At 43.3% G+C, this 14,454-nt stretch carries 11 protein-coding genes and 1 pseudogene; 8 read left to right on the top strand and 4 right to left on the bottom strand.

Annotation, left to right across the window (positions count from 1 at the left end):
- Positions 1 to 29 precede the first annotated feature (29 nt).
- From AB4329_RS08915 to AB4329_RS08925, 3 genes are all read right to left on the bottom strand, one after another.
- Positions 30 to 1,658, bottom strand: a complete 1,629-nt coding sequence (locus tag AB4329_RS08915) for a PTS transporter subunit IIBC (RefSeq protein WP_017070319.1) — start codon at positions 1,656 to 1,658, stop codon at positions 30 to 32.
- Between the two features lie 59 nt (positions 1,659 to 1,717).
- On the bottom strand, positions 1,718 to 3,451 hold the full coding sequence (locus AB4329_RS08920) for an alpha-glucosidase (RefSeq protein WP_372138052.1): 1,734 nt from the start codon (positions 3,449 to 3,451) through the stop codon (positions 1,718 to 1,720).
- 68 nt (positions 3,452 to 3,519) lie between these two features.
- Entirely contained in the window at positions 3,520 to 4,485 is a 966-nt protein-coding gene (locus tag AB4329_RS08925; RefSeq protein ID WP_017070321.1) for a LacI family DNA-binding transcriptional regulator, read from the bottom strand.
- Positions 4,486 to 4,625: 140 nt separating this feature from the next.
- Here AB4329_RS08925 and AB4329_RS08930 point away from each other — a divergent pair.
- Positions 4,626 to 4,919 (top strand): annotated as a pseudogene (locus tag AB4329_RS08930) (DDE-type integrase/transposase/recombinase); the annotation flags it as partial.
- Between the two features lie 89 nt (positions 4,920 to 5,008).
- Here the strand turns inward: AB4329_RS08930 and AB4329_RS08935 are convergent.
- A complete protein-coding gene (locus AB4329_RS08935) occupies positions 5,009 to 5,257 on the bottom strand; it encodes a YkgJ family cysteine cluster protein (RefSeq protein ID WP_372138054.1) in 249 nt (82 codons plus the stop codon).
- A 159-nt stretch (positions 5,258 to 5,416) separates the two neighbouring features.
- Here AB4329_RS08935 and AB4329_RS08940 point away from each other — a divergent pair, with 159 nt between their 5' ends.
- The 7 genes from AB4329_RS08940 to istB all read left to right on the top strand — a co-directional run bounded on the left by AB4329_RS08940 (position 5,417) and on the right by istB (position 13,902).
- Entirely contained in the window at positions 5,417 to 5,869 is a 453-nt protein-coding gene (locus AB4329_RS08940) for a YcgN family cysteine cluster protein (protein ID WP_372138056.1), read from the top strand.
- 57 nt (positions 5,870 to 5,926) lie between these two features.
- Entirely contained in the window at positions 5,927 to 7,522 is a 1,596-nt protein-coding gene (locus AB4329_RS08945; protein WP_372138095.1) for a site-specific integrase, read from the top strand.
- A complete protein-coding gene (locus AB4329_RS08950) occupies positions 7,519 to 9,381 on the top strand; it encodes a hypothetical protein (protein ID WP_372138058.1) in 1,863 nt (620 codons plus the stop codon). Before AB4329_RS08945 ends, AB4329_RS08950 begins: the two co-directional genes overlap by 4 nt.
- 4 nt (positions 9,382 to 9,385) lie before the next feature.
- Positions 9,386 to 11,365 carry a hypothetical protein gene (locus AB4329_RS08955; protein WP_372138060.1) on the top strand — a complete coding sequence of 660 codons (1,980 nt, stop codon included), beginning with the start codon at positions 9,386 to 9,388 and terminating at the stop codon, positions 11,363 to 11,365.
- Entirely contained in the window at positions 11,365 to 11,823 is a 459-nt protein-coding gene (locus AB4329_RS08960; protein WP_372138062.1) for a hypothetical protein, read from the top strand. The genes AB4329_RS08955 and AB4329_RS08960 overlap by 1 nt, the downstream gene beginning before the upstream one ends.
- A gap of 268 nt (positions 11,824 to 12,091) precedes the next feature.
- Complete coding sequence (istA, locus tag AB4329_RS08965; protein ID WP_372138064.1) at positions 12,092 to 13,111, top strand: IS21 family transposase; 1,020 nt, start codon at positions 12,092 to 12,094, stop codon at positions 13,109 to 13,111.
- Positions 13,108 to 13,902, top strand: a complete 795-nt coding sequence (gene istB / locus AB4329_RS08970) for an IS21-like element helper ATPase IstB (protein ID WP_371729133.1) — start codon at positions 13,108 to 13,110, stop codon at positions 13,900 to 13,902. The genes istA and istB overlap by 4 nt, the downstream gene beginning before the upstream one ends.
- Positions 13,903 to 14,454: the final 552 nt, after the last annotated feature.

Genomic DNA, 14,454 nt, shown 5'->3' on the forward strand with positions numbered 1-14,454 from the left:
TTTCTCGAGGTTATTTGATCTAAAAAGAATTACGCAGGTTGTGCTGAATATTTCTCTATTAACTTAGATTTAATAACATCCACCCCAGGGCCATAAATAACTTGTACACCCTGTTCTTTAATCACAGCACCAAGAGCCCCTGTCGGCTTCCATGATGCATATTCAGCAACCAACTTCGGATCATTAACTGTAATACGCAAGCGAGTCATACAAGCATCAATCTCAGCAATATTGGCACGGCCACCTAAATTCTGAATAATAATGTTCATCTTCTCATCTTCTGACATCGATTCTGAGCTTTCATCCAGGTAGTTACCCATACGACCCGGTGTTGGTAACTTCAATTTCACGATTAGGAAGCGGAACAATCCATAGTTAACCACAAAGAAAACAATAGAAACTAATGCAAAGCGAACCAGATCACCACCGATGCCCGCTGAAACCATCATAGGTATACGAGTGAGTAACTCAATCAAACCAAAGGCATGTACACGTAGGTCCATCACATCGACCAACGCAAATGCAACTCCTGTTAACACAGCATGTGCAACATACAAAACGGGAGCGATAAACATAAACATGAATTCAATAGGCTCAGTCACACCGGTTAATAACACAGCAAGACAGGCAGATAAGAACATTGGCTTATATTGTGCGCGCTTATCACTATCAACACAGTGATACATCGCAAGTCCAATACCAATCAATGAAGAGGCTGCGATAATAACTTGGCCTGCTTTAAAGCGTGCTGGGTGCACCGTATCTAACAGGTGTTGGTAAGTTGTCGGATCGCTTAATTTAAGATTATTTAAATCGCTGACCCAAGCAAGCCATAATGGATCTTGACCATAAACACTTGAGCCCGCATTCATCCCAGTCAAAAGCTCATAAGTACCACCCAACTCGGTGTAATTCATTGGAATAGTTAAAGTGTGGTGTAAACCAAATGGCAGTAATAAACGCTCTAACGTACCATACAAGAAAGGAGCAGTGATCGGCGCAGTGTCTTTAGAGGTAGCAATCCATTGACCAAAATCATTAAGCGCACCTTGAATTAAAGGCCATATTACAGATAAACCAAACGCAATAATCAGCGAATAGAAAATAACAACAAAAGGTACAAAACGCTTACCGTTGAAAAATGCTAATGCCTGAGGTAAGCGAGCGAAGTCATGATAGCGGTTAAATAAGTTGGCACCTAAATAGCCAGACATAATACCGATAAACACACCCATATTTAGGGCAGGAGCACCCAAAATATTCGTGAAGAATTGAGAGACAGGTAACTCAGAACCAAATAGGCTCATCACAACCGCTTCTGGGTCACTGAGCATAGCGTTATCCACGCCCAATATAACCCCAGTGATACGGTTGATTAAGATGAAGGCAATTAGCGCGGCAAATGCGCCACCTGCACGCTCTTTTGCCCACGAGCCACCAATCGCGACCGCAAATAATAGGTGAAGGTTAACAATGATCCCCCAACCTATGTTTTCCATTATAGCGCCTAGTGTTTCAATGGCACCAAACCCACCCGCATACATTGCGACCACTTTACCTAGTGATATCATGATACCAGCGGCAGGCATCACCGCGATAACAACGATAAGGGACTTCCCAAATCGTTGCCAAAAATCAAACGATAGTAACTTACTCATAAATAGTTCCTTGATTTAAATACAGGCTAACGTTATCAGCGCCTAGCCATAAATATAATTTAGTGCTTTCTTGCAAATATATACGCGGCATAAGCGGGGGCTATTTGCGTTGTTATAAAATCTGAGCGAACGTGTTCATTGTTAATATTCTGATTATCAAGCATTAACTCGCCTAATTGGGTGCAGTCGATATCAACAACGCTCTCTTGTGGACTTAAATTGGTAATAATGGTCCATGTCATGTCTTGAGCAACACGTTGATAAACATAGATATTAGGATCGTTAGCTAGCAGTAATTGATAACGGCCAACCACTAAGCTTTCATGTGACTTGCGCAAAGCAATCAACTGCTTATAGAAACCTAAGATCGAATTTGGATCTTGCTGTTGTTGCTCAACATTGATATCTGCATACTGTTGATTCACCGAGAACCAAGGTTGCACCTCAGAAAAACCGGCAAAATCCTGGTCATTCCATTGCATTGGCAAGCGACTGTGGTCGCGGGATACTTGATTTAACAAGGCTAAGATATCGGCATCGCTCTGACCTTGTTGCGATAGCTTTTGAATTAAATTTCTCGCAGACACATCGTTAAATTCGTCAAGAGAAGTAAACTGATGATTTACCATACCAATCTCTTGGCCCTGATAAATAAATGGAGTTCCTTTCATCAAGAAATAACAACTCGCTAACGCGGTAGCACTGGCATACCTAGAGTTAGGATCGGCAAAAGTATCAATACTACGAGCTTGATCGTGGTTTTCTAAATAAAGCGCATTCCAGCCTTTACCTTCTAAGGCATCTTGCCAACGCGATAAAATGCGTTTGAACGCCACGAGATCGAAATTCTCGTTGCTTTGTTCTTCCGACCATAGCTTCATGTGTTCAAACTGAAAAATCATGTTAAAAACACCACCTTGATCGTGCTCGGTCGCTTCAGCAACCCAAGGCAATGCGTTGTCGGCCGTCACCCCATTGGCCTCACCAACGGTCACGATATCAAAAGGCGAAAACGCCTGCTCTTTTAACTCAAACAGATGTTTTTCAATCCCTGCCACATTCATATGATAATCGAATGAAGAGACATAGTTTTCACCCTTTGGATTGGGTAAAGAGGGTAAACCAGCTTGTTTTTGAATATGGCTAATTGCATCGACACGGAAACCATCAATACCTCGTTCCAACCACCAATGAATCATTTTAAATAGTGCTTGTTTAACTTCAGGGTTTTCCCAATTAAGATCTGGCTGTTTTTTAGAAAATAGGTGCAAATAATATTGTGCAGTTTTGTCATCATATTCCCATGCACTACCATGAAAAATACTTTCCCAGTTATTTGGTTCGCAAGTCGGCTTTTCAGCTGTAGGCTCACAACCATCACGCCAAATATACCAATCACGCTTAGGGCTATCTTTGTTATCTCGCGATTCGATGAACCATGGATGCTCATCGCTAGTGTGGTTTATCACTAAATCCATAATAATGCGAATGCCACGTTCATGAGCAGCAGTGATTAATTTATCCACATCCTCAAGGGTTCCAAAGTCAGGATGAATCGCTTGATAGTCACTGATATCGTAACCGTTATCATCATTCGGTGATGCGTAGAATGGGCAGATCCATATTAAATCAATGCCCAAATCAGCAAGATAATCTAGCTTAGCAATGATCCCATTGATGTCACCAATACCGTCCTGGTTTGTATCATAAAAACTACGGGGATAAATTTGGTAGGCAGTTGCTTTCTTCCACCACGTGAGTGGTTTTGAGTGTAGATTATTAGCGAGTGTCATCGGTTATACTATGTGTGTTATCGTTAACACATAGTGTTAAATGGAACCTATTTGGACTCAATACAATTTCAGAGAAACTGTGAACTTTCTCTCATTCTTATGTCGAATGTGCCTTCAACGGAACTGAAATCGCGCTTGAGCAATTTTTTGACAGCTTGGTAGCCCACTTGATAGTAGTTAAAAGCGACAGTAGTCAGGCTTGGGACTAACAAATCGCTGTAGTCATAGTCACCCATGCCTACAATCCATAAGTTATGACCAATCTTGAGTTGCTGTTCTTTGGCGCGACGATATAAACGAATAGCAATATTATCGGTGGCACAAAAGTAGACATGATTAGGCTGTAATTGAATTGCCTGGTAGCCGGCTTTGTCCTCCGAGTTGGCTAGAGCTTGTAGTGAAAAATTCAACTCAGGGACGGTGTCAGTAATGGTGGCTTGCATCAACTTAGTACGGCTGGAAAGCATACGCTCATCATAAATATAATGTACGGCTGCCAGCGGTGCCTGCTGTTGTTTTAACTGAGTGATGGTTTGGGAAACGAGTGCTTTAATTGCAGCATGGTCGGGGTAATATAAACAGCAATGGTGGGGGGTGTTTTTACCAATAAATAACACATTGTCTAAGGTTTGATAAAACGTCTCTTCGACACTGTGCTTTGAAGCAATAATAATAGTGCCCAATGCATTTAAGCCATTAAACTCTCTCACAGCTTGGCATTCTGACTCATGGTTAAACCCTGAGGCATGAAAAAGCATTCGTACTTGTGATTCATTGGCAGCCGCCAGTGCTCCTTTGATTACTAAACTAGTTGTATAAGACTCAATGCGAGGAGCAACGAAACCAATAATATTAGATTGGCTACGAATGGAACGAGCAAATATATTAGGGGTATAATGATTTTCTTTGACGATAGCATCAATTTTAAGGCGATTTTCAGCCGAGACATAACCGTCATTAAAGTAACGTGACACGGTCATTGTTGAAATTCCAAGCTGTCTTGAAATCTCCGCCATGGTCATTTTTTTACTCATCACATTTTCCTTCCATAATGTATTATTGCCATATTATCCAATATATTGGCTGACAACAAAGTAAATAAAAACGCTACCTGATGATATACACATAGTACTTCAAGTTTATAAGGTATTGTCCACTTCTCGACCTGAACTGAATACCCGTAGTCATGGCCTTGCTCGCTCAGGTCTTCAGTGCAACGACTGCTAATTTAAAAATGGGCAGGAGATATCACCGACGTAGCTACAAACAAATATTGGCTATAATTAGTTGCCATTATTGACCTTTATTCAAGGCAAGTTATTGGTTGGTTTATGGGTACGAGAATAAAGGCCTCACTGATCTGTGATGTCTTATCGATGGCTTTATTTCGCCGAGAGTTTCCTGAAACGGTTATTACTCATAGCGAGGTAGTCAGTACTGTTTGAAAGACTATTGAGGCCTCATAAGCACCTATAACCTATAACCTATAACCTATAACCTAAAGCAAAGTATGAGTAGGAAAAGAAATTGCTGGGATATAGAAAAGGGCTAATACGCTTAGGTAATGGCTTCTAACTCGATCAGGTTATCAAGGGCTTGTTGGTCGGTTTTACCACAAATGACAGGGCAAGCTTTGAATTGGTGACATACCTTCGGGCGTGAAGGTTGACCAAATAATTTGCAGAGATCTTGCTCATTTAATTGGGTGCAGCGTACCCCAGCAGGCTTACCATTAGGCATTCCAGGAATAGCAGATGTAATACTTGGAGCGATACAGCATGCTCCACAACCTAGGCGACATTCCATCAAATTAAACTCACTAAATAACAGGGTGCGCGATAGTAGCAAAAAATGATGAGAGTGACAGCTGTTGATTGAATCAAAGAATGAACAATTATTATCCTTGAACTTTTTATGGGCTAGCGGTATAACACGCACCCCAGTAAAAGAGTAAGAAGTAATCCTATGACGAATCCATTTTGGCAAGAAAAGACACTAGAACAGATGACCGAGAACGAGTGGGAATCACTTTGTGACGGTTGTGGGAAGTGCTGCCTGCATAAACTAATGGATGAAGATAGCGATGAAGTTTACTACACCAATGTGGCGTGTAGCTGGTTAAACGACAAAACATGTTCGTGTAAAGATTACTCGAACCGCTTCACTTCAGGTGAAGAGTGTTTGAAGCTGACTCGTGACAAGATCGATGAGTTTCACTGGCTACCAGACACTTGTGCTTACCGTCTTCTATCAGAATCTAAGCCGATCCCTGAATGGCACCCGTTGATCACCGGATCAAAAACAGAGATGCATGCAGCAGGTGAAAGCGTTCGTAACAAAGTGGTATACGAAATCGATGTTGTCGATTGGGAAGATCACATTCAAAACTTACCTGATAGACTAAAACCTCACAATTAACTTTCAAAGTTGAGAATGCTGTATATACATGATTGTATGTACAGTATGAGGTTTAGTATGTCAGATAACGATGAAAATCAGAAAAAGGTAATACGAAAAGAGGTAGAGATTTCATCTATCCCTAACTTCGTTTACGAGAAACCATTGGTATCCATTGATGAGAATGGCGAACCTCAGGTTACCTACCGTGCCAATGGTAATACGTTCCTAATCAAGAAACTTCCCTTACTCTATATCGCTGGGTATGACGACAAAGACAACCTAATCAGCTACCAGCCATTAGACATGGTCAATGAGTTCTTATTGTCGAAAGCAATCGATGATGGCGTGCTTGAGCTTGGTACAGATGCACAGGGGCTTGCCCATTACTTCAGCTTCATACTGGACAAACAGGCAGAGTGGGATGCTGAATACGATGAAGGGGACTTTGACCCTATCTATGATGACCCCCGTCCAGAATGGAGTATCTTTCCTCGTAACAAACAAGAACGGGTAACATACCAATATCGAGATGGAATAAAGCAGCTCGCTATTAATGGCGTATTGGCTAAAACAACGGCTAGGCAATATATGAGTAGTGTTGTTGGTTTCTACAAACACTGTCTTCGCCAAGGTATCCGCTTTAATAACCCTCCCTTCCAGTTTGAGACAGTGAATATCCATTTCGCAGCATCTGCATCCAGTATGAAAGCTTACCAACGTAAGCAGGTACATACGACGGATATGCGGATTAAGTTTTCTAAGTCATCACGCAGTGGCGGCACAAACCTCAGCAACTTGCGCCGTGATCTAAAGCCGTTTACTAATAATGAATGGAACATCCTGCAAAACATATTAATGAAGTCCCGTAGGGTAGTTCGTCATGGTGACAATAATAAACTGCATTCACTGCCTATTGAGTTTTGCCTACACCCAATGATTTGCCGCAATACAGGGTTACGCCGTGAGGAAGCTGCGAGCCTTCATTTAGGGCAGATAGTTAATCCTGAGACCATGATTCAGGATGGCAAAGAGGTGTTTAAAAAGCCTGTTATGGACTTGGGTGTCGGTGATAAGTATCAGTCACTCACAAAGACAGCTGAGGGCTTCGCAGAGAAGAATAAAAGCCGCGTTACCATTATCCCCGCCGCATTGATGAAGATGCTTTACGATTACTCGCAGTCTGACAGGTATCAAAAGCGCCTTGAGAAATTCAAAGTATGGTGCAAGGAGCAGGCTGAGGCAGGTCATACGCATTTCTTTGAGGGTGATGATGCAATCAACCCCGAACTGGAATACCTGTTTATTACCCAGTCTGGGAAACCCATGTTTACGCGGTTACAAGACTTTACTGGGCGCTGGGTTGAAATACGTAACACAGCAAACCTAACCCAAGGTCTTGACCAGCCTATTGTCGGCTCTATACATAATCTGCGTTCAACATTTGCCGTGAATGTATTCCGCCACCTTTTAAATAAAAAGGATGAGCATGGCAACCCGTCAATCACACCCGATGATGCATTGGATAGGGTGTCAGTGTTGCTAGGCCATGAAGATAGGGCGACGACGATGGAATACCTGAAAATTGCACAGGATATGCCCTCTGCCGATGAAATCTACGAGGATGTACTGGACTATATTGGCGCTTTTGATGATTTGGAGGTGGCAGTATGATGCAGGGACGTAAGCGTACCAAAATTACAACAAAGAAGACCAGCGCACCTATCATCCCACTTCGTTTTGAAGATATGGTTTTAGATTATGGCAATGGACGTAAAGCCTACACTCACCGCCTGCGCTACCGTCATGTCCCGACAGTGAAACAGATTGAATCAGGGAGTGGCGTGTTGGCGAATCGGGATGGTATCGTTAGGGAAATTCACCAACGGCTAAACTCCTTACCTGAAAACTGGTCAAAGCAGGGTTATTTTTCTGGGCTTGTTACCTACTTCCTGTATCTTGATGGCATTGGTTATCACGGTGACCTTTTTACTAATGCCGTCATGATTGATTGCTTAAAGCACTTCAATAAATTAAGCGAGAAAGGTGAGCAGGTATCGGCAGCAGCGCAAATTAAAAGCGGCTTATCTTTCTTATTAAGGCAGTGGAACAGAGAAGCTGACCTTAAGGTACTGCCAGAAGTTGCGGCACTCCCTTTGGTTGCAAATAAATCGTTTCATGTGGAAACAGAGCTGAAGCCGTTATCCAAAATATTGGTTAAAGGCGCTGTGGCCTTTCAGGAAGCGATTGAGAACAATGAGTTGCTAGATATTCATCCGTTCTTTGATGAAGAGCGGTTTGATGAACAAGCAAAGCGTAATGGCTGGACATTAAGGCAATGTGCAGACAAGAAAAGGGGCTTCAAGCTGTGCATGAGATCCATATCTGCAAACCTAAAGGTCGCCTCGCTTCCACATGAGCGACTTCATCGACAGGTATTTTATAATCAGGCATCACGCAATTGGTTTTTCGTGTTCTCAATGCTGACAGGCATGAATACATCGGTGCTCGCTAACGTACAGCATAAGGATGTTTCATTTAAGAGTATTGGTAGTGGGCGATTTGTTTTTGACGGTGAGAAGTTCAGGGCAGGCTATAAGGATTTAGATAATAGCGCTGGCTTTAGCCAGCGAACTAAAGAGTTGATTACCCGATGGCTAAAAACATCTAAAGTGATGTACCAATCACTGGGTATCCCGCTGTCAAATGAACTGCCGCTGTGCCCTTTCTTTAATGGCAATGGTGAGGTTTGGACATTCAATAACCCTTCTACAAATATTGGCTACATCAATACTCAGCTTGAGAAGATAACTGGCTTAACGGTTAGTACAAGCCGATTCAGGGCAACAAAATCTGATGTACTGATGCGAGTCACTGAGGATATCTTCCTTGTGTCACAGGGGCTGAATAATGAAATAAATGTTGTCGCCCAACGCTACACGAGTGGTGTTCAGGCAGACCATGATAACAACCTTAATGCCACGATGGGTGCACAATACGCTATTGCCAAGGGGGAGGATATTGGAAAAGCCATCGAGGGTGCAAAGGCGATGCGCAGCGATATTCTGTCAGATTATGATTATAAGAATTTGCGCAGCCGTGAAAGCAAAGAGCAGCCATTAATGACAACGCCCAGTGGCATCAAGTGCGCAGGGGCAACACCAGAGAAGCTTATTGCGGAAGCAAGGCGCATGAAGCAGTTGGGCATCGATTTTTCGAAAGATACGGGGCGTTGCACGGATTTTCTTGCTTGCTTTGATTGTGACAGCCATAAATTGGTGGCGTCAGAAAATGATATCTGGTTGATGCTGTCATTTTTAGAACAAATCGAAGATCTTAAAGAGATGGTGGCAAGTAATTCCGCACCGAAGGATGAGTATTTTGTGGTGGAGGGGATATTGAAAAAAGTCCTTCTCAGGCTGAAACAAAAAGCACTTAAAAACTACGCTCAAGCAAAACAGAAAGTGGATGACGGTGAGTACCACCCGCTTTATCAAGACCGAGCCAGCGCAAGCCAATTCTTTAAGGGGTAATTTTATGTCTGAAAAGCTTATACAGCTTCGCCAAGAACTTGTTGAAAACCCGTATGTGACGTTTGACTCTGACGGGAAAGGTGTTTCTCGAGTCTTTGATGCAAAGTGGGATTTCCACGCCCTGAACCAGAATGTGAAAACAGTTTCTTTTAGGCATATTGGTGAGAAGTATCGCCTTGATATTCAGTCTTACCTCTATGCGCTGATGCAATGGCAAAAGAAAAAATCAAACTCCAATTCCCATACGGCTGTTAGCTCGTTGGCAAATACAAGGAATCGATTAAACACCATCGCAACACGCTGGGGAAAAAGTGATTTCAGCTTGCTTTCGAGCGAGCGAGAGTGGAAAAAGTATACTAAAGCATTACATGGGGTTGGCGGTGTAGGTATGTGCCAACACATTGCGTCTACGATTAATGCATTGAATAAAGTGGGTCTTGTAACGCGTTATGTCCATAAACGGGAGTATACCAAGTGGGTTAACCCTGATGCTGGTAACGGTCAGGCCATTGCATTTCCTGAAGCGATTCATGTCAGTATTTTAAGGGCAGTTGTTGAGTTTGTGGAAACCTATCACCCATATCGCCATCAGATTTCAGAGGCGATGGAGAAGCTATACACCTATCAGGATGAAATGTTCAACGCTGAGCTAAAAGCACTCGATGTAAGTGCCCTTAACGTGAGGCAAATGACGGCATTCAGCATAAGGATGTCACGCAGATCAAGAAGGTGGCCTGAACGGAAAGCCATTCCTAACTTCTCCTTTTACAGGCGTGGAAATTGGTTAGGAGTAATGCTCAGGATGTGCTTTATCTGTATTGGCTTATTCTCCGCCGCCCGAAAGGAAGAGCTGCTCTCCATGAACAAAGAGAGCTATGACGATACATTAGCTGCTGTGCCCAAGGTCTCAGGGTTTTCGACAAAGGGAAATAAGGGTGAAAGAATTTATACGACGTGGAATACTTCCCCTATCGCAAAGCTGGCACTGGAGCTAGCTTATGACGCCACGCAAGCCGCGAGAAAATACAGTTTAGAACGACTGGATGACGGTTTTCAACATGGTCTGTTAACCCAAGACCAATATAATGCAAAGAAACAAGACCTTGAAAGTGCCTTTATTTCTTCTGACATCCCTTATGGCAGTGAAGCGCTCATAAATAAAGCATCGCTAAAATACAGTATTGACGGGGCTGGTGATGCATTGAATATGAAAGAGTTCAACATTACTGCGACCGCCGAAGACGTTGACGAATTCGACCTGTTAAATCCAGATCGAGCAGGAAGTTTAAAGATTGGAGGCGGTTTACCAAAGCTTAGTCCACATGGCTTGCGAAGGAGTTTTGTGGTCTTTATGGTGAAGAACCGACTGGGCAATGCGCTTACAGTAAAATACCAACTTAAACACCGCAATATTAATATGTCCAACTGGTACGCGAATTATTCCGAACTGGCGCGTACCAACCAACTGCTGATGGATACAAAGTTAATGAGTGAAGTTGATGAAGCCATTGAAAACTCAGCAGTGGACGCATGGGATGAGATTTACAATGTATCCGATACCTTAAGTGGTGCTGAAGGCGAGCGCATAGCCCAAAATAAAGTAGAGCGGCTAGCACAAGGGGAAGAAATTGTTATGTCCCGAAGTGAGTTGCTCGCTTTGGTAAGGTCTGGTGACAAATCCATTGTGTTGCTTCCTACAGGTGGCTACTGCACCAATCGTAATTGTGAGCGCCTTTGCTCATTGATGGATATTGTTGAAGCCCCCTGTGAGCATAAGGTAATCACTGATAAAGCGGCTAAAAGGCTTTCAAGGGAGCGGGACAACCTCATTGCTTCGTTCAGGGCAATCAATGATATGGGTGATTATGCCAGTGAGTTGATTCTGGATGCCAGGAAAAAGAAGATTCAGTCCATTGAACCTACATTGGTCAAACACAGCATCCCATTTGATGGCTTCAATGATGATATTAAGGCGGTATGGTGATGAAAGTTGAGTATAAGGCAACCTGCAAGGCTGAAGGGTTACTGGTCAATGCATTTCAGCGCTTATTAGATGGCAAGCCGCTTCATGTTAAGGCTACGGGTAAGTTAACGTTGAACCGAATCAATAATGAAGCCCAACTTGGCAACAGCTATGTCCATAAGTTTAAAGAGTTCGTGGCCTACGCCAAGCCTGTTATCGATGAATACAACCACAACCGCGATAAGGCGATGACAACAGGCTTAGATATTGAGCTAGATGTCCCTTTGTCTGAGTTTGATAGGCTAAAACACGAATTAAAAAAAGCAAATGAGCTTAAGGATAAATACAGGGTGCAACGAAACAATGCAGTTGAGGCCCGGAAGCAGTTAGAGGTTGAAAATGCCAGGCTCCGTTTCAGGGTGTTTGACCTACAACAAGAGCTTTTAGATGAAAACTCAGTTGTGACACCCATAAAATAACACTTTCCCACGCTCAAAGTGTAATGGGGTAAAGGGAAGTCACACCTTTCTGCCCTAAACCTTGTTAGCACAACGAACTTGCCGTTTGGTGAATATTACAGTTGACCAAATTAATCTAATCCGTACTTTAAGTGCTTATATAGAAGTTTTCCGTAGTTCTGCCCTGAAACTCTGTCAGCGCCGATGTAAAAATGACCCACTAACGCCGATTTAAAATTGACCCACCTGAGGCAAACTATCCGTTCGTAAATGGACAAAGCGGCGGATTATGATCAATCAGGAGCAACTAGTGGAAATACACGTTTTACATCAACAAGGGTGCAGCATCCGCCGTATCGCCAAGGATTTGGGTATTTCAAGGAATACCGTTCGTAACTATCTTCGTGATAAAAGCAAAGCCCCCGTGTATCCAGGGCGTCAACCGCGATCAACTAAACTTCAGCCATACCATGACTACTTGCGTACTCGCATTGACGCAGCAAAACCGTATTGGATACCAGCAACTGTCCTACTTCGTGAATTAAAAGCGCTTGGCTATGAGGGCGGTATAACGATGCTCAAGGAGCACATCAAACAATACAAACCTAGTACGCCTGTCGACCCTGTGGTTCGATTCGAGACAAAGCCTAGTGAGCAGATGCAAGTCGACTTCACTACCATCACGCATTACGGCGTACGTGTTAAAGCCTTCGTTGCAACGCTTGGTTATAGCAGAGCGACGTTCGTTCGCTTTTGTGAGCGAGAGCGTCAAGAAGACTGGGTTGAAGGTCTTGAAGAAGCGTTTGAATACTTCGGTGGCGTACCCAAAGAAGTTCTCTTCGATAATGCGAAGGCCATCATGATAGAGCGAGATGCTTACGGTGAAGGAGAACACCGATGGAACCCGATGTTGCTCACTTCCGCCAAGAAATACAACTTCAAACCAAGAGCGTGCCGTCCTTATCGCGCAAAAACCAAAGGGAAAGTGGAGCGATTTAACTCTTACTTGAAAAGCAGCTTCGTCACTCCGCTTGCTGCGACACTCAAACAACACGGACTTAAGGTCACCGTCGATGTTCTTAATGGACATATCGGCGCATGGTTAGAGACCGTCGCTCACCAACGAATCCACGGCACGACGGGCACAAAGCCTCAGGTTCTGTTAGAGAAAGAACGTTTTACACTTCAGCCCCTTCCGTCACTGACACAGCCGATAGCACCGATAATAATGAGTGGTAATGTCATGCCAGTTGAGAGCTTCCAACACCCACTCTCAACATATGATGCGCTGCTGGAGGTGCGAGTATGAATCTTCAAATGAATCGCATCGAAGATGCCTGTGCAACGCTGAAGTTACAAGCAATGGGTCAGGAGTGGCCGAGACTAGCAGAAGTCGCTAACAATCGTGAGTTGAGTTTAGCCGATTACTTAGAGTCACTTCTAAACGCAGAGCTTGAAGCGAGAGCTGAACGCACAAGAGCAACGCTGACTAAGTTCGCCAGCTTCCCTATGGAGAAAACGTTCGATGACTATGACTTCAAGTTCGCAACAGGTGCCCCAAGGAAACAGCTCAAGGAGCTAACAGGGTTAGCGTTCATCGAGCGAAAGGAGAACGTAGTACTACTTGGTCCAAGTGGTGTCGGTAAGAGCCATCTTGCAGTGAGCCTTGGCCAAATAGCAGTACAAAAGGGCTTAAAGACACGGTTCATCACAGCAGCAGACTTAATGCTTCAACTGTCTACAGCGAAAGCTCAAGGCAAACTTGAAAGCTACCTGAGACGAAGTGTGCTCGCTCCAAAGCTTCTTATCGTCGACGAAATCGGATATCTACCGTTCGGCAGAGAAGAAGCGAACTTGTTCTTCAACGTCATCGCTAAACGATACGAGCAAGGCAGCATTATCGTGACCAGTAACTTGCCGTTCTCTCAATGGTCAAATGCGTTCGCCGACGATACGACACTAACTGCGGCATTACTGGATAGGCTTCTTCATCATTCGCATATCGTACAAATCAGTGGAGAAAGCTACCGATTACGAGGAAAGAAGGCGGCTGGAACCATACCAACGGTTCTAGAAAATCTATCTGAAAGTAGAAGTTAATTACGTGGGTGGGTCAGTTTTACTTCGGCGATAACGTCGATAAGTGGGTCAATTTTAAACTGGCGTTGACAACTCTATCAATTTCACACAACCGATGGATACCAGTTGAGTTACATAATGAATGACAGCAACATAGAAGTAATGCAAACACGGAAAAATTCCAATTATTTAAGCGTTAGCTTTCTTTCTTAATTTTCTGGAGACTAAAATGTTAGAAAGTTGTGGTTATTGTAATGGGCAGTTTAAACCGTTAAATAGTACCCAAAAATACTGTTGTAAAAGTTGCAAAAACTGTAGCCATTCTTCGAGTCGATTAGATCAAAAAGATACGCGGAAATTACTAACTGTCTCTAGCTATTATGCAACAGATGGAGGGCGGCAAGAAGTTGAGAGAGGTTCACATGATGCTACTTTACTCCATCACGGAATGACTAGAGATGAATGGTTAGATAAATGGAAAGAAACAAATAGTTTTCGCCTCCCAAAAAGCTAACAAGAAATTTAAATGGAACAAAACCAGTTCGCCATGTTTCGTTCCTCAACAAGTTTGGC

Origin of the sequence: Vibrio sp. 10N.261.54.A5 (genome assembly GCF_041471145.1) — a bacterium.
Classification (GTDB): Bacteria; Pseudomonadota; Gammaproteobacteria; order Enterobacterales; family Vibrionaceae; genus Vibrio; species Vibrio crassostreae_C.

Coding starts and splice junctions, on each gene's coding strand:
- AB4329_RS08915 (WP_017070319.1), bottom strand. CDS start 1,658: ATGAGTAAGTTACTATCGTTTGATTTTTGGCAACGATTTGGGAAGTCC.
- AB4329_RS08920 (WP_372138052.1), bottom strand. CDS start 3,451: ATGACACTCGCTAATAATCTACACTCAAAACCACTCACGTGGTGGAAG.
- AB4329_RS08925 (WP_017070321.1), bottom strand. CDS start 4,485: ATGAGTAAAAAAATGACCATGGCGGAGATTTCAAGACAGCTTGGAATT.
- AB4329_RS08935 (WP_372138054.1), bottom strand. CDS start 5,257: ATGGAATGTCGCCTAGGTTGTGGAGCATGCTGTATCGCTCCAAGTATT.
- AB4329_RS08940 (WP_372138056.1), top strand. CDS start 5,417: ATGACGAATCCATTTTGGCAAGAAAAGACACTAGAACAGATGACCGAG.
- AB4329_RS08945 (WP_372138095.1), top strand. CDS start 5,927: ATGTCAGATAACGATGAAAATCAGAAAAAGGTAATACGAAAAGAGGTA.
- AB4329_RS08950 (WP_372138058.1), top strand. CDS start 7,519: ATGATGCAGGGACGTAAGCGTACCAAAATTACAACAAAGAAGACCAGC.
- AB4329_RS08955 (WP_372138060.1), top strand. CDS start 9,386: ATGTCTGAAAAGCTTATACAGCTTCGCCAAGAACTTGTTGAAAACCCG.
- AB4329_RS08960 (WP_372138062.1), top strand. CDS start 11,365: ATGAAAGTTGAGTATAAGGCAACCTGCAAGGCTGAAGGGTTACTGGTC.
- istA (WP_372138064.1), top strand. CDS start 12,092: ATGATCAATCAGGAGCAACTAGTGGAAATACACGTTTTACATCAACAA.
- istB (WP_371729133.1), top strand. CDS start 13,108: ATGAATCTTCAAATGAATCGCATCGAAGATGCCTGTGCAACGCTGAAG.